General features: G+C 69.3%; 25 protein-coding genes and 1 tRNA gene. 12 read left to right on the top strand and 14 right to left on the bottom strand.

Going from position 1 to position 25952, the window contains the following annotated elements; all coding sequences use genetic code 11:
- Positions 1-128: 128 nt before the first annotated feature.
- Positions 129-1505, bottom strand: coding sequence for a group II intron reverse transcriptase/maturase (gene ltrA / locus Q673_RS28640; protein ID WP_023006157.1), 1377 nt, complete (start codon positions 1503-1505; stop codon positions 129-131).
- 538 nt (positions 1506-2043) lie between these two features.
- Entirely contained in the window at positions 2044-2982 is a 939-nt protein-coding gene (locus Q673_RS37100) for a hypothetical protein (RefSeq protein WP_023006156.1), read from the bottom strand.
- 150 nt (positions 2983-3132) lie between these two features.
- Here Q673_RS37100 and Q673_RS28630 point away from each other — a divergent pair, with 150 nt between their 5' ends.
- Positions 3133-3807 carry a Fe2+-dependent dioxygenase gene (locus tag Q673_RS28630; protein WP_023006155.1) on the top strand — a complete coding sequence of 225 codons (675 nt, stop codon included), beginning with the start codon at positions 3133-3135 and terminating at the stop codon, positions 3805-3807.
- A 128-nt stretch (positions 3808-3935) separates the two neighbouring features.
- Here the strand turns inward: Q673_RS28630 and Q673_RS28625 are convergent, their stop codons facing one another.
- Positions 3936-4310 (bottom strand): histone-like nucleoid-structuring protein, MvaT/MvaU family, encoded by a 375-nt coding sequence (locus Q673_RS28625; RefSeq protein WP_023006154.1) that lies wholly within the window; start codon positions 4308-4310, stop codon positions 3936-3938.
- A gap of 362 nt (positions 4311-4672) precedes the next feature.
- Positions 4673-4749, bottom strand: a tRNA-Arg gene (locus Q673_RS28620).
- A gap of 229 nt (positions 4750-4978) precedes the next feature.
- Between Q673_RS28620 and Q673_RS28615 the strand changes: the two genes are divergently transcribed.
- A complete protein-coding gene (locus tag Q673_RS28615) occupies positions 4979-5821 on the top strand; it encodes a c-type cytochrome (protein ID WP_023006153.1) in 843 nt (280 codons plus the stop codon).
- Positions 5822-5924: 103 nt separating this feature from the next.
- On the opposite strand, the gene rep is transcribed toward Q673_RS28615, so the two are convergent.
- From rep to pyrE, 4 genes are all read right to left on the bottom strand, one after another.
- The gene (gene rep, locus Q673_RS28610; RefSeq protein WP_023006152.1) at positions 5925-7988 is read right to left on the bottom strand and encodes a DNA helicase Rep; all 2064 of its coding nucleotides are present in this window, start codon (positions 7986-7988) and stop codon (positions 5925-5927) included.
- On the bottom strand, positions 7985-8464 hold the full coding sequence (gene trmL, locus Q673_RS28605; RefSeq protein ID WP_023006151.1) for a tRNA (uridine(34)/cytosine(34)/5-carboxymethylaminomethyluridine(34)-2'-O)-methyltransferase TrmL: 480 nt from the start codon (positions 8462-8464) through the stop codon (positions 7985-7987). The genes rep and trmL overlap by 4 nt, the downstream gene beginning before the upstream one ends.
- Positions 8465-8548: 84 nt before the next feature.
- Positions 8549-9094 carry a YfaZ family outer membrane protein gene (locus Q673_RS28600; RefSeq protein ID WP_023006150.1) on the bottom strand — a complete coding sequence of 182 codons (546 nt, stop codon included), beginning with the start codon at positions 9092-9094 and terminating at the stop codon, positions 8549-8551.
- 86 nt (positions 9095-9180) lie between these two features.
- Positions 9181-9846, bottom strand: coding sequence for an orotate phosphoribosyltransferase (gene pyrE, locus Q673_RS28595; protein ID WP_023006149.1), 666 nt, complete (start codon positions 9844-9846; stop codon positions 9181-9183).
- 106 nt (positions 9847-9952) lie between these two features.
- On the opposite strand from pyrE, the gene Q673_RS28590 reads away from it, so the two are divergent.
- Positions 9953-10720, top strand: coding sequence for an exodeoxyribonuclease III (locus Q673_RS28590; RefSeq protein WP_023006148.1), 768 nt, complete (start codon positions 9953-9955; stop codon positions 10718-10720).
- 91 nt (positions 10721-10811) lie between these two features.
- On the opposite strand, the gene rph is transcribed toward Q673_RS28590, so the two are convergent.
- Positions 10812-11549, bottom strand: a complete 738-nt coding sequence (rph, locus tag Q673_RS28585; protein ID WP_023006147.1) for a ribonuclease PH — start codon at positions 11547-11549, stop codon at positions 10812-10814.
- A 123-nt stretch (positions 11550-11672) separates the two neighbouring features.
- Here rph and Q673_RS28580 point away from each other — a divergent pair, with 123 nt between their 5' ends.
- The 7 genes from Q673_RS28580 to thpR all read left to right on the top strand — a co-directional run bounded on the left by Q673_RS28580 (position 11673) and on the right by thpR (position 18346).
- The gene (locus tag Q673_RS28580) at positions 11673-12536 is read left to right on the top strand and encodes a YicC/YloC family endoribonuclease (protein ID WP_023006146.1); all 864 of its coding nucleotides are present in this window, start codon (positions 11673-11675) and stop codon (positions 12534-12536) included.
- A gap of 98 nt (positions 12537-12634) precedes the next feature.
- Entirely contained in the window at positions 12635-13834 is a 1200-nt protein-coding gene (locus tag Q673_RS28575) for an MFS transporter (protein ID WP_023006145.1), read from the top strand.
- A 137-nt stretch (positions 13835-13971) separates the two neighbouring features.
- Positions 13972-14586 carry a guanylate kinase gene (gene gmk, locus Q673_RS28570; protein WP_023006144.1) on the top strand — a complete coding sequence of 205 codons (615 nt, stop codon included), beginning with the start codon at positions 13972-13974 and terminating at the stop codon, positions 14584-14586.
- A 128-nt stretch (positions 14587-14714) separates the two neighbouring features.
- Positions 14715-14972: a DNA-directed RNA polymerase subunit omega gene (rpoZ, locus tag Q673_RS28565; protein ID WP_023006143.1), complete on the top strand. Its 258-nt coding sequence runs from the start codon at positions 14715-14717 to the stop codon at positions 14970-14972.
- Between the two features lie 66 nt (positions 14973-15038).
- Entirely contained in the window at positions 15039-17174 is a 2136-nt protein-coding gene (locus Q673_RS28560) for a RelA/SpoT family protein (protein ID WP_023006142.1), read from the top strand.
- 82 nt (positions 17175-17256) lie between these two features.
- Positions 17257-17646 carry a RidA family protein gene (locus Q673_RS28555; protein ID WP_023006141.1) on the top strand — a complete coding sequence of 130 codons (390 nt, stop codon included), beginning with the start codon at positions 17257-17259 and terminating at the stop codon, positions 17644-17646.
- Positions 17647-17836: 190 nt separating this feature from the next.
- The gene (gene thpR, locus Q673_RS28550; RefSeq protein ID WP_023006140.1) at positions 17837-18346 is read left to right on the top strand and encodes an RNA 2',3'-cyclic phosphodiesterase; all 510 of its coding nucleotides are present in this window, start codon (positions 17837-17839) and stop codon (positions 18344-18346) included.
- 19 nt (positions 18347-18365) lie between these two features.
- On the opposite strand, the gene Q673_RS28545 is transcribed toward thpR, so the two are convergent.
- Entirely contained in the window at positions 18366-19238 is an 873-nt protein-coding gene (locus Q673_RS28545) for an SDR family oxidoreductase (RefSeq protein WP_023006139.1), read from the bottom strand.
- 67 nt (positions 19239-19305) lie between these two features.
- On the opposite strand from Q673_RS28545, the gene Q673_RS28540 reads away from it, so the two are divergent.
- Positions 19306-20226, top strand: a complete 921-nt coding sequence (locus Q673_RS28540) for a hydrogen peroxide-inducible genes activator (RefSeq protein WP_031218207.1) — start codon at positions 19306-19308, stop codon at positions 20224-20226.
- Positions 20223-22304: an ATP-dependent DNA helicase RecG gene (gene recG / locus Q673_RS28535; protein WP_023006137.1), complete on the top strand. Its 2082-nt coding sequence runs from the start codon at positions 20223-20225 to the stop codon at positions 22302-22304. Before Q673_RS28540 ends, recG begins: the two co-directional genes overlap by 4 nt.
- 11 nt (positions 22305-22315) lie before the next feature.
- Here the strand turns inward: recG and yccS are convergent, their stop codons facing one another.
- The 4 genes from yccS to Q673_RS28515 form a co-directional block, all read right to left on the bottom strand.
- On the bottom strand, positions 22316-24451 hold the full coding sequence (gene yccS, locus Q673_RS28530; protein WP_023006136.1) for a YccS family putative transporter: 2136 nt from the start codon (positions 24449-24451) through the stop codon (positions 22316-22318).
- 16 nt (positions 24452-24467) lie between these two features.
- Positions 24468-24824: a hypothetical protein gene (locus Q673_RS28525; protein WP_023006135.1), complete on the bottom strand. Its 357-nt coding sequence runs from the start codon at positions 24822-24824 to the stop codon at positions 24468-24470.
- 73 nt (positions 24825-24897) lie between these two features.
- Complete coding sequence (locus Q673_RS28520; RefSeq protein WP_023006134.1) at positions 24898-25173, bottom strand: HU family DNA-binding protein; 276 nt, start codon at positions 25171-25173, stop codon at positions 24898-24900.
- Between the two features lie 182 nt (positions 25174-25355).
- Positions 25356-25952 (bottom strand): FAD-dependent oxidoreductase (locus Q673_RS28515; protein ID WP_023006133.1); only part of this gene is annotated, 597 nt, incomplete at its 5' end.

Genomic DNA, 25952 nt, shown 5'->3' with positions numbered 1-25952 from the left:
AAAGTCCGACAGGCTGCTAGGTCGAGGACTGCCGTGAGTACATAATCGGGTAGGGGCCGGGGTCACCCCCGGCGCCCTCCCACACCACCGTACGTACGGTTCCGTATACGGCGGTTCATGAAGAACGACTAAGCCCTCTTGACCGTATCGAGTACCGAGATCAGGCCCAGCCGCTCGAACCACTTCCGCGGCAGGGCCTGATTCATGTGCGAGGCGCCGGCATTCCACCAAGGGCCTCGCCCATTTCCCGCTGACTTCCAGGCACGCTGGTCGCCCAGGCCCAATGCCAGTAGCTTGCGATGTCGGGTCCTCGGGCGTTTCCATTGCCGCCAGAGCACGCATCGCAGTCGGCGACGTATCCAACCATCCAGCGCTTCCAGCGGGCGCTCTACGTCGACGAGACTGAAGTAGTTGGCCCAGCCCCTCAGGACCGGGGTCAACTCTTCGATAACGCGCCGTATGTTGCGCCCCCTGCCACGCGTGAGGACATCGCGGACACGCTGCATCAGGTGCTGCAGGCTGGCCTTGGCCAGCGTCAGCTTCGGCCGCTTGTGCCGGGTCAGCGTGTAGCCCAGATACCCCCGGTTCCACGGCCGGTCCACCGCACTCTTGTCGCGATTGACCGTCAGCCGGAGCGAGCTCTCGAGAAAATCACTCAGACTGACCATGACGCGCTCGCCCGCTCGCCGACTCCTGACATACACCTGCATGTCATCGGCGTAGCGGCAGAAGCGGTGGCCGCGGCGTTCCAGTTCCTTGTCCACGTCATCCAGCTGGATGTTGGCCAGCAGCGGGCTGAGCGGCCCGCCCTGAGGCGTGCCCTGCCGGCGTGGCGCGACCAGGCCGTCCTGGAACATCCCGGCTTCCAGATAGCGGCGGATCAGACGCAGCACACGCTTGTCGTGGATGCGGCGAGCGACCCGGGCCATCAGCAGGTCGTGATTCACTCGGTCGAAGAAGGCTTTCAGGTCGAGGTCGACCACCCAGCGGTGGCCGGCGGTGACATGAGCCTTCATCGCCGAGACGGCCTGTTGGGCACTGCGCCCTGGCCGATAGCCGTAACTCGATGCGGAGAACCCCGGATCGAAGATCGGCGTCAGCACCTGAAGCAGCGCCTGCTGGATCAGCCGGTCGGTAACCGTGGGGATGCCGAGCTGTCGCGTCCCGCCCTTGGGCTTGGGAATCTCGACGGCTCGGATCGGGCTGGGGTGGTACTCACCGGCCAGCAGCCGTTCGCGCAGCGTTGGCCAGCATCCCCTCAGATGGTCGGCCAGCTGGTGGACCGTCATGCCGTCGGCACCCGGCGCCCCCTTGTTGGCGACCACCCTTCGGTAAGCCCGCTCCATGTTGGCCTTCTCTACCACGACCTCCATGAGCGGAGTGGGCTCCGCTTTCGTCCACGATGACGACGCCGGAACCGTCTCGACGCCCAACGGCTGGGACTCGGGGTGCCGCCCCTGCCCCTCTGGGTGGGTGGCGGTATCAGCGCCACTTTCTGTCTTCATGATCGATCCTCGAGACGTCATCGCCTACTCGCGGTTCTTCATGTTCGGCCCTTGGTGCCGCGGTGAACCGGCACTTACTATGGCCTCTGCTGACGTCTGGCGGTCCATCCCGTCGCCTCTCGACGCCGGTAGCACCGTGGCAGACCACCAGACCTCCCAGGGTAAGACGCGCGACCTTCCTCCCATCTACCCGCCGCATTTACCTCCACATCTTCCGGATAGCTATGGGGCTTCGAGTGTCCTTGCCCTCTCGCCCAGATGTGGCTGCCTCATATGCGATTCCTGTTCGTCGGGCCGGGAGTTTGCCTTCAGCTTCCTTCAGATTCCGCCTCACGGCAGACACCCTTGCTGTTCGGCTAACGGTTCCCGCTACCAGGGTCCGTAGGGGACTTTCACCCCCAAGTCATCCTGAGGCACCACCCTCAGGAACAGTACCAGTCGGTGCTACGCGCCATGCCTGGCGCACAAAGGCACGCCCCGACAGTGTCGGGGCGCGCCTCCCTCCGGGGCGTCGGCCCTTACTTCGATTGGCATCGGATCAGTACTGGCCGAGCTCCGCTTCAAGCTTGAACATCGCGGCCGAGAGCTCACCCAGTGTCATTACGGGCTCCTCGGGAGCCACGGCGGATGGCCAGGCCTTCAACGCGTCTTCGTAGGCCGCCAGCAGCTCGCTGTAACGCTCGTCCTCATACAGGTCAGACTGCATTTCGAGCAGCGCCTTGGCGGTCAGCACGAAACCGCGGCTGTCCTGGTACTCGAGCACATTGACGAACTGGCCATCATCCACGGCTTCCTCGTATTCGTGCTGGGCCTGGCGAAGCAGGGCCAGCTGGACACGGCTCTGGAAAGCCACATCCTTCCGTAGCTCACCGTCGACGTCCTGCATGGCGGCGTCGATGGCGTTGATGGCCGCCGAATAGGCGTCGGCATGACCACCCCACTCGCCGCCTTCACGAACCTGTTCGACCAGGGCCTCCAGCGTCCCCTCGAAACTCTCGACGCCGCGGTTTTCGAAGGCAGGCTCCAAAGGCTCGTAATGCTCGTGGAGGGGGTGACCGAAATGCGGCTGAGCGGCAGTCTGCTCACCGGTCTGGTAGAGCTCACGCGCGACGGCCAGGTGACCCTTCATCATGGCCAGGTTGGTGTAGTAGACACCGGGGTTGCTAGCGTCGATGGCGTGGCCACCTTCGCCACCTTCACCGCCTTCACCGCCTTCACCGCCTTCACCGCCAGCGGAAGCGTTTAGATAGGCGAAAACCGCATAGGGGTCGACCGCGGCGTTGCCTTCGCCGCCTTCACCACCTTCGCCGCCTTCGCCGCCTTCACCGCCTTGATCGGCGTGAGCCAACAGCAAGTTGTCGGGGCCTTGGGTGAACTCGGCGGAGGCATCGACCTCAGCCCAGCTGACCGCGCTGGTGCCCAGCATGACGCTGGTGCCGACGCCGACCCACAGCTTGGTACGGATGTTGTTGGACATTTGGCTTTCCTTGTTGATTGCGATCGTCGGGGAATACGGCCATACAGGCCATGGCCATTACGAAAGTAGGGTGCCAAGTGAGAAAGAGTAATGCAAATGATTCACACTTGTTTATAATCGATGCGAAACACTAACGACTGGAGCTCACACGTGATCCTCTGCATCGATCAGGCCATCTCCCCCGAGCTGCTTTCCCGCGTCAAGGCTACCCTCGCGGAAACCGACTTCCGCGACGGTCGGGAGACGGCAGGCTGGCATGCTCGCACGGTGAAGCAGAACGAACAGGCCGATGGGCGACGGCCCGAGATCGCCGAACTCCGCCAGGAAGTCGCCAAGGCACTCCAGGCCAACCCTCTCTTCCAGATGGCGGCTCGCCCACGGCGCATGAAACCCTTGATGTTCAGCCGCTACCAGGAGGGCATGACCTACGGCAACCATGTCGACGATGCGATCATGGCTACCCCCCAGGGCGCCATGCGCACCGACCTGTCGTTCACCCTCTTCATCAACGACCCAGACAGCTACGAAGGCGGCGAGTTGCTCGTCGACTCGACCGCTGGTGAGCAGACCTACAAGCTGCCGGCAGGTGCACTGATCCTGTATCCCTCGTCGACGCTGCATCGGGTCGAGCCGGTCACTCGGGGCGAACGCCTAGCCGTGGTGGGGTGGGCCCAAAGCCAGGTCCGTGACCCGCAACAGCGTGAAATCCTCTTCGATCTGGATACCACCCGGCGACAGGAATTCGAATCCAACGGTAAGACCCGTACCTTTGACATGCTGTCGAAGAGCTTAACCAATCTCATAAGGATGTGGGCGGAAGTCTGACGACCACTGGCAAGTATCTTCCTTTCAGAAAAACCAAGGATTTTGACGAAGAGCTTACAAGGTTAGATGCCCAATTCTTTCCGAAGTTTACCTTGCCCACACTTCTCTGTGGGCAAGGCAGAAGCTCTTTAATCTTCGGTTCTTACCAGCCAGCTCTCTACGGTATCGGCACCGTACTCTTCTTTCCAAGCCTTCAGCGTCTTCTGGTTTCCGCCACGAGTCTCGACAACCTCACCCGTGTTCGGGTTCTTGTAGATCTTGAGCTTTCGCTTGGCTCGACCTGTGTTCTTGGTACTGCTTGAGGTTTTGTTAGCGGTGAGCTTGGGATCGAGAAGATGGATGACGTCTGAAGCTGACTTGTTGAACTCGCGCATCAATGCTTCAAGATGGTTCTTGAAGTCTAGCTCAGTCTTGAGCCGTTCGTCGTTTTTCAGCTTATCCAGCTCTTCCTGAAGCTGCTTCAGCTGCTGCTCTTTTTCCATATAGGTGTTGAGTAGGGACAATTGGCACTCCTGATGACATTACGGTGAATTCCATAATATGAATCAACTGTCCATTAAATTCAATTATATAGATTACTCCCGCAGGGATTAAAGTATTGTTTTCCAGATGACTGCCGGATAAGGACGCCAAGCCTTTTCGCCCTGCCTCTGACGGCGCTGACGCTGGTCTTTCTATCGGCGCAGGATCACCATAGAAGAAGGCGGTCGTGATCTGTGCCCAACCCAGTGCCCTGCAGGCGCCAGGGGTCAATCACCAAAAGTGAATATGAGCCGTTGCTTTCTAATGGTGGACACGAGATGGGCACGATTTGGGCACGGCCACAAAAAAGGACCTACGGTATAACCGTAAGTCCTTGAAATCGTGGCGCGCCCGGCAGGATTCGAACCTGCGACCTTTGGCTTCGGAGGCCAACACTCTATCCAACTGAGCTACGGGCGCACGGCCCGGCGTGGCGCCGAGCGGTCGACATCCTAACCGCCACGCCGGTCGCTGTCCAGCGTGCCTCCCTACCATCGGCGGGGTCCCGCCATTTTCCAGCCGCCGGGGATGCCGGTATACTGTGGCCCCATGAGTGCAAAACGGCATCTCTCTCGGCTGCATCGCCGATGCTGTTCCCGCCGGGCGCTGCCGCGAACAATTCCTTAAGGACCGTGAAGAGGTGGTGAGAGTGAAATCCAGCAAGCTGATCATGGGGTGTCTGGCCACCCTGGGCCTGACCGTCGGCGCCGGCACCGCCATGGCGCAGGACGATGCCGAGCGCGAGGCGATCGCCGAGCGCCTGGCACCGGTGGGGGAGCTCTGCGTCCAGGGCGAGGATTGCGGCACCATGGCCGCCGCCAGCGGCGGTGGCAGCAGCGCCTCCAGCGGAGGCGGTGGCGATATCGATGGTGAAGGCATCTACAACAACGTCTGCATGGCCTGCCACGAGACCGGCGCCGCCGGTGCCCCGGTACGTGGCAACGACGAGCAGTGGAGCGCACGCACCGAAAAAGGTTTCGCCACCCTGCTGGATCACGCCATCAACGGCTTCAACGCCATGCCCGCCAAGGGCGGCAACCCCAACCTCTCCGACGCCGAGGTCGAGGCAGCGGTCGCCTACCTGGTCGAGCCGGTGATGGAGGTGCCCGCGCAAGGCGGTGGCGATGCGGCCGCGACCGAGGAGGCCTCGTCCACAGAAACAGCCGCCTCCGAGCAGGCCTCTGCTGCCGAAGACACCGCTGCGGATAGCACGAATGAAAGCCAGGCGGCAGCGGAACCCGCCCATGCCGGCATCGACGGCGCGGCGATCTACAACCAGATCTGCATGGCCTGCCACGAGACCGGCGCCGCCGGCGCCCCGGTGCGAGGCAACGCCGAGCAGTGGAGCGCACGCCTGGAGCAGGGCGTCGAGACCCTCTACGACCACTCCATCAACGGCTTCAACGCCATGCCCGCCAAGGGCGGCAACCCCAACCTCTCCGACGACGAGGTGAAGGCCGCCACCGACTACCTGATCGAGCCGGTGCAGTAAGCCGGCCGGCAGGACGACACGCGGGGCGCCTTCGGGCGCCCCGCTTGCGTTCGGGGATGACGGCTTCGGCCAAGCAGAGCGCCCTCCATCGAGCAGGGAGCCCTCAGCCGAGTAGCGAGCGTAGCCCGGCGATGGCGTCCTGGCCGCGTGCCTGCTTCTTCTCCGGGTCCTCGCGGTCGGCGCGCCCCTCCCACTCCAGGTCCGCCTCGGGGAGCTCGTCGAGGAAGCGGCTCGGCGCGCAGTCCATCAGCTCGCCATAGGCCTTGCGCTGGCGGGCCAGGGTCAGGGTCAGGGTGCGCCGCGCCCGGGTGATGCCCACGTAGGCCAGGCGCCGCTCCTCCTCTACGGTGCCCGCCTCGATGGCGTTGCGGTGGGGCAGCAGCTCCTCCTCCAGGCCCATCAGGTAGACGTGGGGAAACTCCAGGCCCTTGGAGGCGTGCATGGTGAGCAGCTGGACGCGGTCGGAGTCGTCCTCCTCGGCCTGCTGCTCGAGGATGTCGCGCAGCACCAGCCGCGAGATCGCCGACTCCACGTCGTCGGTCTCGGTCTCCTCGGTCGCCGAACTCTCCTCGGGATCGGCCTGCATGGAGCGTTCGAGCTGGTCGATCAGGGTCCAGACGTTGGCCATGCGCCGCTCGGCGATGGTGGGCGCGCTGGCGTTCTGGTAGAGCCACGCCTCGTAGTCCATCTCGCGCAGCATGTCGCGGATGGCGGCGATGGCATCGCCGCCATCCATGCGCCGGCGCACCCCGTCGATGAAATGGGTGAAGCGCCCCAGGCGCTCCACCGCGCGGGTCGGCAGCTGCTCGGCCAGACCCAGCTCGTGGCAGGCGGCGAACAGCGCGATGCCCCGCTCGGTGGCGTAGTTGGCCAGCTTCTCCAGGGTACCGGGGCCGATCTCCCGGCGCGGCACGTTGACGATGCGCAGGAAGGCGTTGTCGTCGGCCGGGTTGATCAACAGCCGCAGGTAGGCCATGGCGTCCTTGATCTCGTTGCGCGAGAAGAAGGAGGTGCCGCCGGAGAGCTTGTAGGGGATCTGGTAGTGCTGCAGCTTGAGCTCCAGCAGCCGGGCCTGGAAGTTGCCGCGGTAGAGCACCGCGAAGTCGCGCCATTCCGCACGCTCCTTGATGCGGCGGGTGAGGATCTCGCTGGCCACGCGCTCGGCCTCGGCCTCTTCGTGGCGGTTGACCACCACGCGGATCGGCGCGCCCTCGCCCATCTCCGACCACAGGGTCTTCTCGTAGACGTGGGGGTTATGGCCGATCAGGGTGTTGGCGGCGCGCAGGATGGTGCCGGTGGAGCGGTAGTTCTGCTCCAGCTTGATGACATTGAGGCGCGGGAAGTCCTCGCCCAGGGTCACCAGGTTCTCGGGCCGCGCGCCGCGCCAGGCGTAGATCGACTGGTCGTCGTCGCCCACCACGGTGAAGGTCTTGCGCTCCCCCATCAGCAGCTTGACCAGCTGGTACTGGCTGGCGTTGGTGTCCTGGTACTCGTCCACCAGCATGTAGTGGATGCGCTTGCGCCAGCGCGCCAGGGCCTCGGGGTCGTCGCGCAGCAGCACCACGGGCAGCAGGATCAGGTCGTCGAAGTCCACCGCGTTGTAGGCCTTGAGGTGCCGGTTGTAGGCCTCATAGACCCGGGCGGCGAACAGCTCGTCCTCGTCGGCGGCGTGGGAGAGCGCCTGGCCGGGCAGCACCAGGTCGTTCTTCCAGTCGGAGATACGGTGCTGCACGGCGTTGATCTGCTCGGCGTCGACCTGGGCATCCTTGTGCATCAGGTCGCGCAGCAGCGCCTTGGCGTCCTCGGGGTCGAACAGCGAGAAGCCGGGACGGTAGCCCAACGCCTTGAGCTCGCGGCGGATGATGTTGAGCCCCAGGGTGTGGAAGGTGGAGACGGTGAGCCCGTGCCCCTCCCGGCCCTGGAGCATGCTGCCCACGCGCTCCTTCATCTCCCGGGCGGCCTTGTTGGTGAAGGTCACCGCGGCGATACGCCGGGCGCTCATGCCGCACACCTGCACCAGGTAGGCGATCTTGGTGGTGATCACGCTGGTCTTGCCGGAACCGGCGCCGGCCAGCACCAGGCAGGGGCCGTCGATATGGGCGACCGCCTCGCGCTGGCGAGGGTTGAGGCCGGCGAGGCGCTGCTGGATCGTGGGAGGCGCGTTCATCGGGTATCGACTCCGGCGGCACCGGCGAAGCCCAGCTGTCGCCAGGCTTCGAAGACCAGCACCGCGCAGGCGTTGGAGAGGTTGAGGCTGCGGCTCTCCTCGCGCATGGGGATGCGCAGCCGCTGTGTCTCGGGCAGGGCGTCGAGCAGCGCCTGGGGCAGGCCGCGGGTCTCGGGGCCGAACACCAGGGCGTCGCCGGCCCGGTAGCGAGGCTCATGATAGCCGGTCCGGCCGCGGGTCGAAACGGCGAACAGGCGCGCCGGGGCCGCCGCCGCCAGGTACGCCTCCCAGCCGGGATGCACCCGCACCGCTGCCCACTCGTGGTAGTCGAGCCCCGCACGGCGCAGCCGCTTGTCATCCAGCACGAAGCCCAGGGGCTCGATCAGGTGCAGGCGAAAGCCGGTGTTGGCACACAGGCGGATCAGGTTGCCGGTGTTGGGGGGAATCTCGGGCTGGTAGAGGACGACGTCGAGCATGGCGGCTCCGGTGAGGCCCCGTGGAACGCAGGCGGGCCCCGCCAGGGGGCCCGCCATCGGTGCCGGGGGTCGGGGGACAGGGAGTCAGAAGCGCAGGCGAACCCCGACCTGGGCGCCGCGATCCAGAGTACGGCTGCCCCGCTCATCCTTGAAGTCGGCGTCGAGCTGGCGCACGCCCAGGTAGCCGTCGACGTTGGGGGTGAAGGCGTAGCGGGCGCGCAGGCCGACCTCGTAGCCCTCCTCCAGCTCGCGGCTGGTCACCGCATCCGGCGTGTAGTAGCCGTAGCCGCCAAGCGAGACCTCGGGAAGGCTGGGCAGGTAGACGTAGCCGTAGCCGCCCAGCCCCAGGCCGCCGCCCGCGCCGACGTCGGTGTCGTAGTGGGTCCAGCGGGCGCCCACGCCGATCTCGCGACGCGAGGTGTGCTGGCTGCCCATCAGCTGGGCGTGGAAGACGGTGGCGTCCTCACGGTAGTCGCTGTCCACCACGCCGCCGCCTAGGCGGATGCCCTCCACCAGCTCGCCAGCCGCCTCGAACTGGACGGCATCGGCGCCCAGGTTGAGGTCCAGCTCGCTGGCCTGCACGCCGCTCGCGCCGACCAGCAGCGCCAGGCCGATGAGGCCTCTCGTCATCGCTCGCATCCCGTCTCTCCCTCTCTCCTGTCGACGCCGAAGGCTGTACGAAATAAAAATCCTGTACACTTGCCGTATAGCATAGCTCACTCCGGCGTCACGCCATAGCGCTCCCGATAGGCGCGGATGGCGTCGGCATGGCCACGCAGGCGCTCGCCGCCCTGCTCCTCAAGATAGGCCAGCACCATCTCCAGCGTCACGATGCTGATCACCGGCATGGCGTAGCGCGCCTCGACCTCCTGGATGGCGCTGCGCGCCTCACCCTCGGCGCTGCCGCGCTCCTGGCGATCCAGGGCGATCACCACCCCGGCGGCGCGGGCCCCGGCGCCCTCGATCAGCGTCATCACCTCGCCGATGGCGGTGCCGGCGGTGATGACGTCGTCGATGATCAGGATACGGCCGGAAAGCTCGGCGCCGACGATATTGCCGCCCTCGCCGTGGGCCTTGGCCTCCTTGCGGTTGAAGGCGTAGGGGAGGTCGCGGTCGTGGTGGTCGGCCAGCGCCACGGCGGTGGTGGCGGCCAGCGGGATACCCTTGTAGGCGGGGCCGAAGAGCACGTCGAAGGCCGGCGCCTGGTCGGCGATGGCGCGGGCGTAGAAGCGCCCCAGCCGGGCCAGGGCGCCGCCGGTGCGGAACAGCCCGGCGTTGAAGAAGTAGGGGCTGACACGACCCGACTTGAGCGTGAACTCGCCGAAACGCAGCACCCCCTGCGCGATGGCAAACTCGATGAACTCGCGCTGGTAGGGCTGCATGCGTCGATCCGCCACGGGGCCTCCTATCACGTTTATTGGCCTTCGCCATTTACCCAAACGTCGAAACGTCGGGTATCATACACGCGCGACGGTAAAGGGACCACGTATGAAAATCGCTACCATCAACGTCAACGGCATCCGCGAGGCCGTCGGGCGAGGCTTCCTCGACTGGCTGGCCAACCAGGACGCCGATGTCGTCTGCATCCAGAATACCAAGGCCAAGAGCTTCGAGCTGGACGACAGCGTCCTCTACCCGGAAGGCTACGAGGGCTACTTCCTCGACGCCGAGCAGGACGGCTTCTCCGGAGTCGGCCTCTACTGCCGCAAGATCCCCAAGGCGATCATGTACGGGCTGGGCTTCCCCCAGTGCGACCACGAGGCGCGCTTCCTGCAGGCGGACTACGACCGCTTCAGCATCGCCAGCTTCCTGATGCCCGACGGCAGCGACCCGGCCGCCAAGCAGGCCTTCATGGCGCAGTACCAGGAGTACCTGAGCAAGATGGCGCGCAAGCGCCGCGAGTACATCATCTGCGGCACCTGGCACATCGCCCACAAGACCATCGACCTGGAGAACTGGGCCGACAACCAGGAGACCCCGGGCTTCACCCCCGAGGAGCGCGCCTGGATGGACCAGGTGTTCGGCCCCACCGGCTTCATCGACTGCTTCCGCGAGATCAACCGCGACGCCGGCGAGTACACCTGGTGGCCCAAGCTCGACCAGGAGGTGCCGCGCTCCCGCCAGGAGGGCTGGCGCATCGACTATCAGGTGGTGGGCCCCAACTTCCGCCGCCATGTGGTGGACGCCTGGATCGACTACGACGCCACCTTCTCCGAGCACGCCCCGCTGATCGTCGAGTACGACCTGCCGCTCTGAGCCCTGCCCCCGTCGCCGTTCTGCCTCGCCGGAACGCAGAGTGCCGGCCCCCGAGGCCGGCACTCTGCGTTGATGGCGGCAGCCAGGCGCCTCAGCGCGGGATGCCCAGCGCCTCGCGCTGGTGCTCGAACAGCTGGGCGCCGGCGTTCTCGGCCAGCTCCAGCATGGCGTTGAGCTCGGCGCGGCTGAAGCTGCCCTTCTCGGCGGTGCCCTGCACCTCGATCAGGCTGCCCGCCTCGGCCATCACCACGTTCATGTCGGTGTCGGCCGCGCTGTCCTCGGGATAGTCCAGGTCCACCACCGGCACGCCCTTGAACAGGCCCACCGAGATGGAGCTCACCAGCTGCTTGAAGGGGTCGCCCTTGATCAGCTTGTTGCGCTGCAGGTAGCGGATGGCATCCACCAGCGCCACGCAGCCGCCGGTGATGGAGGCGGTGCGGGTGCCGCCGTCGGCCTGGATCACGTCGCAATCCACGGTGATGGTGAACTCGCCCAGCTTCTTGAGATTGACCGCCGCGCGCAGCGAACGGCCGATCAGGCGCTGGATCTCCAGGGTGCGGCCGCCCTGCTTGCCGCGGGTCGCCTCGCGGCCGCCGCGGGTATGGGTGGCACGCGGCAGCATGCCGTACTCGGCGGTGACCCACCCCTGGCCCTTGCCGCGCAGCCAGCGCGGCACGCCGGGTTCCACGCTGGCGTTGCACAGCACCTTGGTGTCACCGAACTCGACCAGCACCGAGCCTTCGGCGTGGCGAGTGTAGTCGCGGGTCAGGCGGATCTCGCGTGGCTGCTCGGGGGCGCGCCCGCTGGGGCGTCGAACGTCGTTGGCCATGGGTCCTCGTGATCTCGTCGGTGGGGGAATCGGCTGGCCGCCATTCTACACGCTTGGCCCGGTGCTGCCGGCGAATCGGTTACACTGCGCCCATCTCCCCCCACCCCGTCGTCAGGAGGCCCCATGGTCCACAGCATGACCGCCTTCACCCGCCAGGAGCACAGCGCCTCCTGGGGCAGCCTGCAGCTCGAGCTGCGCTCGGTGAACCAGCGCTACCTGGAGCCCCACTTCCGCCTCCCCGAGAGCCTGCGCGACCTGGAGCCGGCCTTCCGCGAGGCGCTGCGCGCCCGGCTGGCCCGGGGCAAGGTGGAGGTGAGCCTGCGCTTCGAGCCCGCCGGCGACGATGCCGGCCTGGCCGTGAACGGCGCGCGCCTGGCCGAGCTCGCCCAGGCACTGGCCGAGGTGCGCCAGGCGGTGGAGGAGACCACCCCGCCCGATGCCCTGGCCCTGCTCGACTATCCCGGCGTACTGGAGAACCGCGGCCCCGACCCCGAGACCGTCAAGGCCGCGGCGCTCACCCTGTTCGACCAGGCGCTGGCCGACCTGGTGGCCGGCCGCGCCCGGGAGGGCGACAAGCTCGCCGCCCTGATCCGCGAGCGGCTCGCCGGCATCGAGGCCCAGGTGGCCGAGGTGCGCCGCCTGATGCCGCAGATCCTCGAGCGCCAGCGCGTCCAGCTGCTGGAGCGGCTGGAGGGCGTGCGCGCCGAGCTCGACCCCCAGCGCCTGGAGGCCGAGCTCGGCCTGCTGGCCCAGAAGGCCGATGTCGACGAGGAGCTCGACCGCCTCGCCACCCACGTCGCCGAGGTGGAGCGCCAGCTCAGGCAGAAGGGCCCCATAGGCCGCCGCCTGGACTTCCTGATGCAGGAGCTCAACCGCGAGGCCAACACCCTGTCGTCGAAGTCGGTGGTGGCCAGCACCACCCGCTGCGCGGTGGAGCTCAAGGTGCTCATCGAGCAGATGCGCGAACAGATCCAGAACATCGAGTAGGCGGCGCCCCTTCGTCTCCCGACCGCCCTGCCCTATACTTTCGTCCTGTTCCCACGACCCCGGCCGCCCGCCGGGGGCGCCTGTTTCCGGAGATCCCCATGTCCACCCCTTCCCCCGCCGTGGCCCGCCACCCACGGCTGGCGGAGCTCGCCCTGGCGCTGGGCGGCTTCGGCATCGGCACCAGCGAGTTCGTGATCATGGGCCTGATGGAGCGCGTGGCCGCCAACCTGGCGGTGGCCACCGCCGACGTCGGCTACGCCATCTCCGCCTACGCCCTGGGCGTGGTGGTGGGCGCGCCGCTGATCTCGGCGCTGGCCGCCCGGGTGCCGCGTCGCGCCCTGCTGATCGCGTTGATGCTGGTATTCGCGCTGGGCAACGTGGCCAGCGCCCTGGCCACCGCCTTCTGGCCCTTCGTCGCCCTGCGCTTCGTCGCCGGCCTGCCCCACGGCGCCTTCTTCGGGGTCGCCGCCCTGGTGGCCGCGGCGGCGGTGCCGGTGGACCAGCGCGCCCGGGCCATCGCCCGGGTGATGCTGGGGCTGAGCGCCGCCATCGTGGTAGGCGCGCCCCTGGCGACCTGGGCCGGCCAGTGGCTGGGCTGGCGCTTCGCCTTCCACGCCGTGGGCGGCGTGGCCCTGGCCACCATGCTGATGATCCGGCTGTGCGTACCGGCCCAGCCCGGCGATCGCGCGGCGAGCCCGCGCCGCGAGCTCGGTGCCCTGGTCAACCCGCGGGTGCTGGCCACCCTGGGCGTCGCCGCCATCGGCTTCGGCGGCATGTTCGCGGTGTTCAGCTACGTGGTGCCCACCCTGCGCGCCCAGGCCGACATGCCCGAGGCGCTGGGCCCCTGGGTGCTGACGCTGTTCGGCCTGGGCGGTATCGTCGGCAACCTGGTGGGCGCGCGGCTGGCCGACCGCCACCCGGTGGGGGCGGTCCCCGCTATCCTGGTATGGAGCCTGATGGTGCAGCTGGGCTTCTATGCGGCCGCCAACCACCTCGTCACCGGGCTGCTGTTCGTCACCCTGGTGGGCACCAGCATCGCCCTGGGCCCGGCGCTGCAGGCGCGGCTGATGGACGTGGCCGGCGAGGCGCAGACCATGGCCGCCTCCATGAACCACGCCGCCTTCAACGGCGCCAACGCCCTGGGCGCCTGGCTGGGCGGGGCCACCATCAAGGCCGGTGCGGCCTGGTCGGCGACGGGGCTGGTGGGGGCGGGCCTGGCCCTCGGCGGCCTGGCGGTGTTCGCCCTGGGACGCCGCCTGGAGCGCCGTCCGGAGCCGGGCGCCAGCCCCACCGGCTAGCCGGATGCAGGCGCCGGGCGGGTATGCGATACTTCGCCCCCTTCCGCCACCGGCCTCGGCCCGGTCCGCAGACCGCTATCTTGACCCTCGGTCCCAACCCTCGCTCTCAACCCCCTTTTCCCAACCCGGAGACGCGCATGTCGCAAGGTACGCTGTTCATCGTTTCCGCCCCCTCCGGCGCCGGCAAGACCAGCCTGGTGCGCGAGCTGATCGAGAGCCTCGACGGCATCCAGGTGTCGGTGTCCCACACCACCCGTGCCCGTCGCGAGGGCGAGGTGGACGGGGTCAACTATCACTTCGTGGATGTCCCCGGCTTCGAGGCGATGATCGAGCGCGGCGAGTTCTTCGAGTACGCCCGAGTGTTCGACAACTACTACGGCACCTCGCGCCCGGCGGTGCAGGCGGCGCTGGCCGCCGGCCAGGACGTAATCCTGGAGATCGACTGGCAGGGCGCGCGCCAGGTGCGAGCGCAGATGCCCGAGGCAGTGTCGGTGTTCATCCTGCCGCCCTCCCGGGAGGAGCTGGAGCGCCGCCTGGCGGGCCGTGGCACCGACGAGCACGCGGTGATCGAGCGGCGCATGCGCGACGCGGTGAGCGAGATGTCCCACCACGACGAGTACGACTACCTGGTGATCAACGACGACTTCACCACCGCCCTGGACGAGCTGCGCGCCCTGGTGGTGTCGCGCCGCCTGACCCGCGAACGCGCCGGCGCCACCCACGCCCCCCTGCTCCAGGCGCTGCTCGCCTGAGGCCCGCGCGTGGCGCTTGTCAGCGCTGCCGCGCCTCGAGTAACCTATCGGGTCTATCCATAGCGGACTCCCGTGTCGCGCCCCGTGCGCTCGACGCTGGGTCCCGTCAGCACTTCAGGAAGGCATCCATGGCGCGAGTCACTGTCGAAGATTGTCTGGAAAACGTCGAAAACCGCTTCAAGCTGGTGATGATCTCCGCCCAGCGCGCCCGCCAGCTGGCCCGCGGCTCCCGCGACGCCCTGCTGCCCTGGGAGAACGACAAGCCCACCGTCATGGCCCTGCGCGAGATTGCCGCCGGCCTGGTCGATTCCAGCGTGCTCGACGAGCCCGTCGAGGCACCGGTGCGGCCGCCCCAGCCCCAGTACGGCAGCTTCGCCGAGGAGTGATCCCCGACGGCGCCCAGGCGCCGTCGCTCCCTTCCGGACACTCACGCAGGAGTCAGGGCGCGCCGCATGTTCACCATCGATGACCTGGCCGACCGACTCGGCGGCTACCTTCCCCAGGGCGAGATCCAGCAGGTCAAGCGCGCCTTCTACTACGCCGAGCAGGCCCACGACGGCCAGCGCCGGCGCTCCGGCGAACCCTACGTCACTCACCCCCTGGCCGTCGCCAACATCCTCGCCAACATGCATATGGACCATCAGAGCCTGATGGCCGCGATGCTGCATGATGTGATCGAGGATACCGGGGTCGGCAAGGAGGCCCTGGCGCGCCAGTTCGGCGCCCCGGTGGCGGAGCTGGTGGATGGCGTCTCCAAGCTGACCCAGATCGCCTTCGAGGACAAGGCGGTCGCCCAGGCCGAGAACTTCCAGAAGATGGTGCTGGCGATGTCCCGGGACATCCGGGTGATCATCGTCAAGCTCGCCGACCGCCTGCACAACATGCGCACCCTGGGCGCCCTGCGCCCCGAGAAGAAGCGCCGCATCGCCCGCGAGACCCTGGAGATCTACGCCCCCATCGCCAGCCGCCTGGGCATCAACACCATCCGCGTGGAGCTCGAGGACCTCTCCTTCCAGGCGATCCACCCGATGCGCGCCGAGCGCATCAAGCGCGCCGTCTCCAGCGCCCGGGGCCACCGCCGCTCGGCGATCCGCCAGATCCAGAACACCCTGCAGCAGAGCCTCGATGACGAGGGGCTGGCCGGTACCGTGGTCGGCCGCCAGAAGCACCTGCTGTCGATCTACAAGAAGATGCGTGACCAGCGCAAGTCGTTCAATGAGATCATGGACGTCTTCGGCTTCCGCATCATCACCGAGGACGTCGACAGCTGCTACCGCATCCTGGGCGTGGTCCACAACCTCTACAAGCCGGTCCCCGGGCGCTTCAAGGACTACATCGCCATCCCCAAGGCCAACGGCTACCAGAGCCTGCACACCACCCTGTTCGGCGCGGGGGGCATGCCCATCGAGGTACAGATCCGCACCCGCGAGATGGAGGCCATGGCCAACAACGGCATCGCCGCCCACTGGCTCTACAAGGCGGGCCAGACCGACCATCCTATTGCTGAGGGCAGCCGCGCCCGGGCCCGCTCCTGGATCAAGGGGCTGTTGGAGATGCAGCGCCATGCCGGGGACTCGCTGGAGTTCATCGAGCACGTCAAGAACGACCTCTTCCCCGATGATATCTACGTGTTTACCCCCAAGGGCGACATCATGGAGCTGCCCCAGGGCGCCACGGTGATCGACTTCGCCTACAGCGTGCACACCGACATCGGCAACAGCACCATCGCCTGCCGCATCGACCGCCACCTGGCCCCACTCTCCACCCGCCTGGAGAGCGGCCAGACCCTGGAGATCATCACCGCCCCGGGGGCGCGCCCCAACCTCGCCTGGCTCAACTTCGTGGCCACCGCCAAGGCGCGCTCGGCGATCCGCCACGCGCTCAAGCACCAGCAGCACACCGAGGCGGTGCAGCTGGGCCGACGCCTGCTCAACAAGGCGCTGGCGGCGTTCGAGACCAGCCTGGAGGAGCTGCCCGAGGGGCCGCTGCCCGAGCTGCTGGCGGAGCTGGGCCTGAAGAACGAGGACGCCCTGCTGGAGTCCATCGGCCTCGGCTCGCGGGTCGCCCACGTGATCGCCCGGCGCCTGGTGGACCTGCAGCATGGCGAGGAGACGGCACCCGGCCCCGCGGCGGCTCGCCAGCAGGGCCCCATCGTGATCAGCGGCGCCGAGGGCATGGTGATCAAGTTCGCGCGCTGCTGCCACCCGCTGCCCGGCGACCCCGTGGTAGGCCACCTCTCGGCGGGCAAGGGGATCGTGGTGCACCGCGCCGAGTGCCGCAACCTCGCCGAGCTCGGCGACGATCCCGAGAAGCTCTTCCCGCTGGAGTGGGCCCGGGAGATCGACGAGGACTTCCCGGTGGCGCTGCGCCTGCAGGTGGAGAGCCGCCGTGGCCTGGTGGCCGAGCTCGCCGGGGTGGTCACCGACGCCGACGCCAATATCGAGCGCATCGGCATCGAGGAGCGCGACGCCCGCCTGGCCACCGTCAACCTGACCCTCGCCGTGCGCGACCGCGTGCACCTGGCGCGCATCATCAAGCGGCTGCGCAACCTCTCCCACGTCGAGCGCATCAGCCGCCTGGGCAACTGACACTTCCCCCATCGGTCCGGTCGCCCCCGCCGGGGGCGCCGGGCCGTTTCCTTACCGAACAGAACCACAACGGAGCGACACCATGAGCAACAAGGCTGTGATCAACACCGAGAAGGCCCCCGCCGCCATCGGCCCCTACTCCCAGGCCATCAAGGCCGGCAACACCGTCTACCTCTCCGGCCAGATCCCCCTGGACCCGGCCACCATGGAGCTGGTCTCCGACGACTTCGAGGCCCAGGCCCGCCAGGTCTTCACCAACCTGCGCGCCGTCTGCGAGGAGGCCGCCGGCTCCCTGCAGGACATCGTCAAGCTCAACCTCTACCTGGTCGACCTGGGGCAGTTCGCGGTGGTCAACGCCGTGATGGAGGAGTTCTTCGAGAAGCCCTACCCGGCGCGCGCCGCCATCGGCGTCAAGGCGCTGCCCAAGGGTGCGCAGTTCGAGGCGGAAGGGGTGATGGTCATCGGCGACTAACAGAAAAGGCGGATTCGCTACTGCGCTCGGGCTCTTATTGAAGAAAGCTGGCCGCCGGCGGTGCCGGTGCGCCGGCCCGGTCGTCTCCTCATGTAGCAGGCTACACTCCGGGAGCTGCGCTCCGGCGGCGACCAGCCTCTCATCGCTCGTAACGCGACTCCATCCTTTTCTGAAGTGCTGGAAAATCGACTTGAGACTGTTTCTTGCCCTGGAGCCGCCCGACGCGCTGCGCGCGCGGTTGGGGGCGCTGGCCGATAGCGCGCACGCCCGCTGCGGCGGGCGGCGGGTGCCCGACGAGAGCCTCCACCTGACCCTGGCCTTCCTCGGCGAGGTGGAGGCATCACGGGTCGAGGCGCTGGCAGCGTGGCTGCAGGGCGAGTCGCCCGCGGGCGGCGAGTGGCGCCTGGAGCGCTGGGGGACCTTCCGGCGGCCGGGGATCGTCTGGGTCGGGGGCGACACGCCCGACCCGGCGCTCACCGCGCTGCAGGCGCGGCTGTGGGACGGGCTGGAGGCCCTCGGCCATGGCGGGCGGCCGACACGCTTCGTGCCCCACGTCACCCTGCTGCGCCGGGCCCGTCGCCTGTCCATCGAGGCACTGCCACCGATCGACCTCGCCTGGCGCTGGCGGCGCCTGACGCTGCTGCGCTCCTTCACCCTGCAGGACGGGCCCCGCTACGAGGTGCTGGCCCGCTCGGCCTGAGCGGCCGGCATCGGCGCGGTCAGGCCCTCTCCGGCAGGAAGCCGCCCTCGCGCAGCACCTGGGCGTAGCCCTCGCGGAAGGTCGGATAGCGGAACTGGTAGCCGCTCTCCAGCAGCCGGGCATTGCTGCAGCGCTTGCTGGCGCGGCGGCGCAGCGGCGACTGGATGGTCGCCGTGGCCTCCACCTTGAGCTGCTTGGCCAGCCATGCCATGACGTCATGAAGCGGCGCCGGCTCGCAGTCGGTGGCCAGGTAGAGGTCGTCGATGCCCTCGCCCTCCAGCACCCGGCCGATCAGGTGGGCGAGCACCCCGGCGCAGTCGTCGCGATGGATGCGGTTGGTGTACATGGCGGGGCTCGGCGGGGCGATGCGCCCCTCGCCCACCTGGCGGATCAGGCGGTCGCGACCGGGGCCGTAGATCCCCGAGAAGCGCACCACGCTGCCTGGCAGGGGATGGTCGAGCAGCGCCCGCTCCGCCTCGCACATCAGCTGGCCCGAGAAGCCGGTGGGCTCGGTGGGGCTCGCCTCGTCCACCGTCTCGCCGTCGCGCTGGGCGTAGACGCTGGTGGAGGAGACGAAGAAGACGTGGCGCGGCGGCGTGGCGCGGCCGCCGAACTCGGTCAGGGCGGCGGCCAGGCCCTCGGGGTAGGCGGCGCGGTAGGCCGCCTCCTCGAAGCGGTCGGCGCTGGCCACGTAGACCAGGATGTCGGCGTCGGGCAGCGCCGCCAGGCTGGCCGGGTCGGTGAGGTCCACGGCCGCGGCCTCCAGGCCGCTCTCCGCCAGCGCCTCCACCTTGCGGCGGGCGCCGATGACCCGCTGGCCTGCCTCCTGCAGGCGTTGGCCGAGCACCGTGCCGATGTCGCCGCAGCCCAGAATCAGTGTCGTCGTCTTCACCTTTTCCCTGCCCCCTGATAAAAAGTCCCTATTGGAATTTCAAGAGGATGCCTGCAAGGCAACCAGAATGACTCTAACAGAACTCCGCTACATCGTGACACTGGCCCAGGAGCGCCACTTTGGTCGTGCCGCCGAGCGCTGCTTCGTCTCCCAGCCGACCCTGTCGGTGGCGGTGAAGAAGCTCGAGGAAGAGCTCGGCGTGCCGCTGTTCGAGCGCTCCAAGTCCACGGTCCAGGTCACGCCGCTGGGCGAGAAGATCGTCGAGCAGGCCCAGCGGGTGCTGGAGCAGACCAGCGTGATCAAGGAGCTGGCCACCGCGGGTCGCGACCAGCTGGCGAGCCCCCTGCGCATCGGCGCCATCTACACCATCGGCCCCTACCTCTTCCCCCACCTGGTGCCGGAGCTTGCCCGCTCTGCCCCGCAGATGCCGCTCTACATCGAGGAGGGCTTCACCGGCAACCTGCGCCGCAAGCTGAGGAGCGGCGAGCTCGACGCCATCATCGTCGCGCTGCCCTTCACCGAGACCGATGTGCTCACCAAGCCGCTCTACGAGGAGGCCTTCGAGGTGCTGGTGCCGGCCGACCACCCCTGGGCGGGCCGCGACTGCGTGCACAAGGAGGAGCTGCTCCAGGAGCGCCTGCTGCTGCTGGGCGAGGGGCACTGCTTCCGCGACCAGATCCTCGAGGCCTGCCCGGCAATCAGCCAGAAGCTGGCCAGCCCCCACAACACTCTCACCGCCGAGGGCGGGTCGCTGGAGACCATCCGCCACATGGTGGCCTCCAAGCTGGGCATCACCGTGCTGCCGCGCTCGGCCATCGGCACCGGCCACTACGAGAGCGGCCTGCTGGCCAGCGTGCCCTTCGCCGACCCGGCGCCGCGGCGCACCGTGGCCATCGCCTGGCGCGCCAGCTTCCCGCGGCCCAAGGCGATAGACGCCATCACCGAGGCGGTCGCCCGCTGCCACCAGGCGGACCTCGCCCCGGCATGAACGCGCTCGACGCCCCGGTCGACTCGCTCAAGGGCGTCGGCGAGGCGCTGGCGGCGAAACTGGCCCGGCTGCGCATCGCCACCGTCGCCGACCTGCTCTTCCACCTCCCCCTGCGCTACCAGGACCGCACCCGCATCACCCCCATCGGCACCCTGCGCGCCGGCCACGAGGCGGTGGTGGAGGGCGAGGTGGTGGCCGCCGAGGTGGTGCGCGGCCGGCGGCGCAGCCTGCTGGTGCGCCTCAAGGACGGCAGCGGCATCCTCAGCCTGCGCTTCTTCCACTTCTCGCCGGCCCAGCAGCAGCAGTTCCAGCCCGGCGGCTGGGTGCGCGGCTTCGGCGAGGCCCGCGCCGGCGCCACCGGGCTCGAGATCTACCACCCCGAGTATCGCCTGCTCCGGGCCGATGCCCCGCCGGTGGAGGACCACCTCACCCCCATCTACCCCACCACCGAGGGGCTGCACCAGACCCGACTGCGGGCGCTGATCGAGCAGGCCCTGGCCCTGCTCGACGCCCACCCCGAGGCGCTGCCCGACTGGATCAGCGAGGACCTGCGCAGCCGCTTCCGCCTGCCCGAGCTGCACCGCTGCCTGCATGTGCTCCACCAGCCGCCGCCGGAGGTCGACCCCGAGCAGCTCGCCGGCGGCCGCCACCCCGCCACCCGCCGCCTGGCGCTGGAGGAGCTGCTCGCCCACCGTCTCAGCCTGCAGGCGGTGCGCCTGCAGATCCAGCAGGACGGCGCCCCGGCGCTGCCCTCGGGGCGCGGCCTGCAGGCGCGCTTCCTGACCCAGCTGCCCTTCTCGCTGACCGCCGCGCAGCGCCGGGTGCTCGACGAGATCGCCGCCGACCTGGCCCGCGAGGTGCCCATGCTGCGCCTGGTGCAGGGCGACGTCGGCTCCGGCAAGACGGTGGTGGCCGCCATGGCGGCGCTCGCTGCCATCGCCGGCGACTGCCAGGCGGCGATGATGGCGCCCACCGAGCTCCTCGCCGAGCAGCACTACCGCGCCTTCCGCGCCTGGTTCGCGCCGCTGGGCATCGAGGTGGCCTGGCTCTCCGGCAAGCTCAAGGGCAAGGCGCGGCTGGACACCAAGGCCGCCATCCAGGACGGCCGCGCGCGCATGGTGGTGGGCACCCATGCGCTGTTCCAGGGCGACGTGCACTTCCAGCGCCTGGGGCTGGCCATCGTCGACGAGCAGCACCGCTTCGGGGTGCACCAGCGCCTGGCCCTGCGCGAGAAGGGCGAGGCCGGCGGCCTCACCCCCCACCAGCTGGTGATGACCGCCACCCCCATCCCGCGCACCCTGGCGATGAGCGCCTACGCCGACCTCGACGTCTCGGTGATCGACGAGCTGCCCCCGGGGCGCACCCCGGTGAGAACGGTGGCGATGCCCGACGAACGCCGTCCCGAGGTGGTGGCACGCATCCGCCACGCCTGCGCCGAGGGGCGCCAGGCCTACTGGGTCTGCACCCTGATCGAGGAGTCCGAGGCGCTGGAGTGCCAGGCCGCCGAGGCGACCCGGGACGAGCTCGTCGAGGCGCTGCCGGAGCTCGCCATCGGCCTGGTCCACGGGCGCATGAAGGCCGCCGAGAAGGCCACGGTGATGGACGCCTTCAAGGCCGGCGAGCTCGACCTGCTGGTGGCCACCACGGTGATCGAGGTGGGGGTCGACGTGCCCAACGCCAGCCTGATGATCATCGAGAACCCCGAGCGGCTGGGGCTCTCCCAGCTGCACCAGCTGCGCGGCCGGGTCGGGCGGGGCGCCACCGCCAGCTTCTGCGTGCTGCTCTACCATCCGCCGCTCTCCGCCCACTCCCGGGAGCGCCTGGCGGTGATGCGCGAGACCAGCGACGGCTTCCGCATCGCCGAGAAGGACCTGGAGCTGCGCGGCCCCGGCGAGGTGCTGGGCACCCGCCAGACGGGGCTGGCGCAGATGAAGATCGCCGACCTGGAGCGCGACGCCGACCTGCTCGACCGCGTCGCCCCCCTGGCCGAGGCGCTGATGGCCAGCCACCCCGAGGCCAGCCGCCCGCTGATCCGCCGCTGGCTGGGCGAGGAGGCCGGACGCTACGGGCAGGTGTGACGGCCTCCCGTTCAGGGCGTGTCGTCGACAAGCCGGGTCGCGGCCTCGCGCAGCGGGGTCAGCTGGCTGGCGATCAGCGCCAGCTGGGCGCCCAGGAAGCGCTCCCCAAGCCCATCATCCCGTCCCTCGCCGAACGCCGGCGGCGCGCTGTCTGCCGGCGGCCGACGCCCATGCAGCGCCTCGGCCAGGGCGTCGAGCTCGGCCAGGATCGCCTCCCCCGCCCCCCGTTCCCCTGGCGTCACGCCGCCCTTCTCGCCGCGGTGGGCGCCCAACGCCGAGAGGTAGTTGAGCAGGGTATGGGCGTGGAGCTGGAAGGGCAGCCCGCGCTCGGCGTCGCGGCGGAAGGGGCCGGGCTCCTGGCGGGCGTTGGCGAGCAGCGCGGCGAGCTCGGCGTCGGCGTTGTGGGCGTTGCGTCGCGCCAGGCGATAGGCGAGGTCGTCGCGCCGGCCGCGGGCGTACTGCTCGAGCAGCGCCGCCAGGTAGTCGCGACTGGCGGTGAGCGCCTCGGCGGCCTGGCGGTGCAGCCCTCGCCCCTGCCAGTCGGGCAGGATCGCCAGCACCGCCACCCCGGCGATGCCGGCGCCCAGCAGGGTGTCGAGGAAGCGCGGCCAGATCAGCCCGAAGCCGTCCCCCACTTGGTTGAAGCAGCTCAGCACCATCAGGGTGATCGCCGCCGTGGCCAGGGTGTAGTGGCGCCCGCGCAGGGCGAAGAAGCCGACCCCGGCGGCCACTGCGATCGCCGCCTGGAGCGCCGGCGAGGGGAACAGGCTGATCAGCGCCCAGCCCGCCACCAGTCCCACCACCGTGCCCAGGATGCGCTGCCACAGGAAGCGCCGGGTGGCGCCGAAGCTGGGGCGGCAGACGAACAGGCTGGTGAGCAGGATCCAGTAGCCCTGGGTGGGATGGATCAGGTGCAGCAGGCCGTAGCCCGCCAGCAGGGTCACGGCGAGCCGCACGGCATGGCGGAACACCGGCGAACGCGGCGTCAGCTGGGCCCGCAGCCGCTCGGCGACCTCGGCGGGCCCGCGCGGGGTACGATCGTGCAGGGCGGTGTCGCTGCCGGCGTCGAGCTCGGGGTGGCGCGCCCCGGCCAGGCCCTGCTCCAGGGTCGCCAGGTTGTCGGCCACCGCCGTCAGCGCCGGCAGCAGCGCGGCCCGCTCGCCCTGGGCGCCGTCGCGCAGCCGGACCAGGGAGGCCTCGAGGTCGGCCAGCGCCGCCTCGCTGGGGGCGAGGTCGAAGGGGCGCTTGAGCAGCAGGCCCCGGGCCAGGGTGCGGCACGCCTCGCCCTGGGCCGTCAGCACGCGCTGCACCCGGAACAGCACGTCGTGGTGGAAGTAGGCCTGCGCCAGCTCGGCGTAGGGGGAGTGGGAGGAGCTGGCCCGCTCGTGGATCTCCTGGGCGATGAAGTAGAGGCGCAGGTAGCGCGCCAGGCACGGCGACTCGCGCGTCCCCTCCAGGCGGCGGAAGAGCCGCTCCTTGGCCTCGTTGAGGGCCGCCACCACCTCACCGTTCTGCTGGGCCAGGGCCAGGCGCCGCCGGGCCACGTCGAGGTCGCGCACCGGCTCGAACAGCGCCGCCTTGAGCGCCAGGTAGCGGGCCAGCTCGCGGAACACCCGGGCCAGCGCCAACTGGAGGGGCTGGCGCGAGAAGAGCGCGCACCAGGCCACCGAGATCGCCCCGTAGCCGGCGGCCCCGGCCACCAGCAGCGCCGGCTCGCGCCACAGCTCGGCCAGCGCCGGGGTGCCGCGCTGCTCGAGGCTGATCATGGTGTAGATAGCGAGGATCAGGGTGGCGTTGGCGATGGTGGCGTAGCGCTGGCCCACCGCGCCCAGCATGGTCAGGGCGAAGGCGGCGAGCGCCAGGGCCGCGGCGAAGGGCCAGGGGTGGGCGAAGAGCAGCTCCACCGTCAGGGCGGCGGCGGCGAAGCAGGCCAGGGTCACCAGCAGGGCGGCCAGCCGGCCCGGCCAGTCGTCGTCAGTCTCGGCCAGGGCGCTGGCGATGGCGCCCAGGAACAGCGGGATCAGGCTCGCCATGTCGCCGCGCCACCAGCACACCAGGGTGATGGCGGCCAGGGCGAGGAAAACGCGCAGGCTATAGGCGGCGGGCTCCAGGGTCCAGAAGCGGCGCAGGACCAGGGCGGGGGTCATGGCGAGCGGGGCGGGCTCAGAGGTGGCGCAGCAGCTTCTGGAGCCGCTCGAGGTCGGCGCTGTCGCCCACCAGGCGCACACGGCCTTCCATCATGCCCGCGAGGAAGGCCTGCTGGGTGGGCCTGCGCAGGATCGCCAGGGCGCTGGCCGCATCCGCGAAGCGCAGCTCCAGGTCGAGGTCCACGGGCAGGCCGCGGCCATGCTCGATGCCGCGGGGCGACATGCGATAGTGGCGGGCGATGGCGAGATCCTCGGTGGCCACCCCCCAGTCGAGGCCACGGGTCTCGGCCAGCAGCTCACGGAAGCGGGGATTGCGGCGCCGGGCGCGCTGCAGCAGCCAGCCCAGCACCCAGAGCATCAGTTTCAGCTTCATGTCATCACCACCGGATCCCTGGAGGGTGGAAGCGAGGCGGCCCGGCACCGAGGCGGCGCCGGGCGGCCGGGGGTCACTTGGCGACGGCGTCCTTGAGGCCCTTGCCCGCCTTGAAGGCCACGGTCTTGCTGGCCGGGATGGTCAGCGGCTGGCCGGTCTGGGGGTTCTTGCCGGTGCGTGCGGCACGCTCGCGCACGGTGAAGGTGCCGAAGCCGACCAGGCTGACATCCTGCCCCTGGGAGACGCTGCCGGTGATCTCGTCGAGAATCACGTTGAGCACCTGGCTCGCCTTGTCCTTGGATAGATCGGCGCGCTCGGCGATCGCCGCCGCGAGTTCTGGCTTACGCATGTAACCCTCCTGGTGTTGACTCGAGTCCCGACGCCGGCGTCGGGGGTGTTGTTGTCATGGAAACGGCGCTCACCGTTCGCCCGGAAATGCACCGAGCGACGGGGGAACGGCGTCGTGGGCAAGCTGGCGGACGCGCCGCCACGTTCGGGAAAGCCCGTCGCAGCGCCGGCTGCGACAGGCACCTAGCCTAGCAACGCCGGCGCGGCCCGCGCCAGTTCGACTTTCCGACGCACGCAGGCGCCTGTCAACGCAAATCCGATCAAACGTCCGTCCTCGGCCTCGGCCAGGGCGGTGAGATCCCCCGCCTCGCCCTCGATGCGCCAGCGTGCCGGTTCGCGCCTCGGTGGCAGCGCCACCACCGGCAGCAGCGGCGTCTTGACCAGCACCGGCCAGGCGCCGTAGCGCACCGGCGTGGGGCGGCCGGCGAGGGTGCGCGCCAGGGCGCGGGCGGAGGCCTGGAGCGGCTGCACGTACATGGCGTTGACCCCCTCGACGCAGGCCACATCGCCCAGGGCGAAGATACCCGGGGCCGAGGTGGCCAGGGTGCGGTCGACGTGGATGCCGGCGGCGCTGGCCGCCAGCCCCGCCGCCTCGGCCAGCGCCGTGCGCGGCGCCAGGCCGGTAGCCAGCAGCACCAGGTCGGCCGCCACGCCCTCGCCGCCCTCGAGCCGCACCCGCGCCTCGCTGCCCTCGGCCTCGAGGCCCGCGACCCCCACGCCGAGGTGCAGTGCCATGCCGGCCTCGGCGAAGGCCTCGGCGAGGGCCCGCCCCAGCGGCTC

This window comes from Halomonas sp. PBN3 (genome assembly GCF_000475415.1).
GTDB lineage: Bacteria > Pseudomonadota > Gammaproteobacteria > Pseudomonadales > Halomonadaceae > Halomonas > Halomonas shengliensis.
This window is presented reverse-complemented; position numbering and strand designations above follow the sequence as displayed.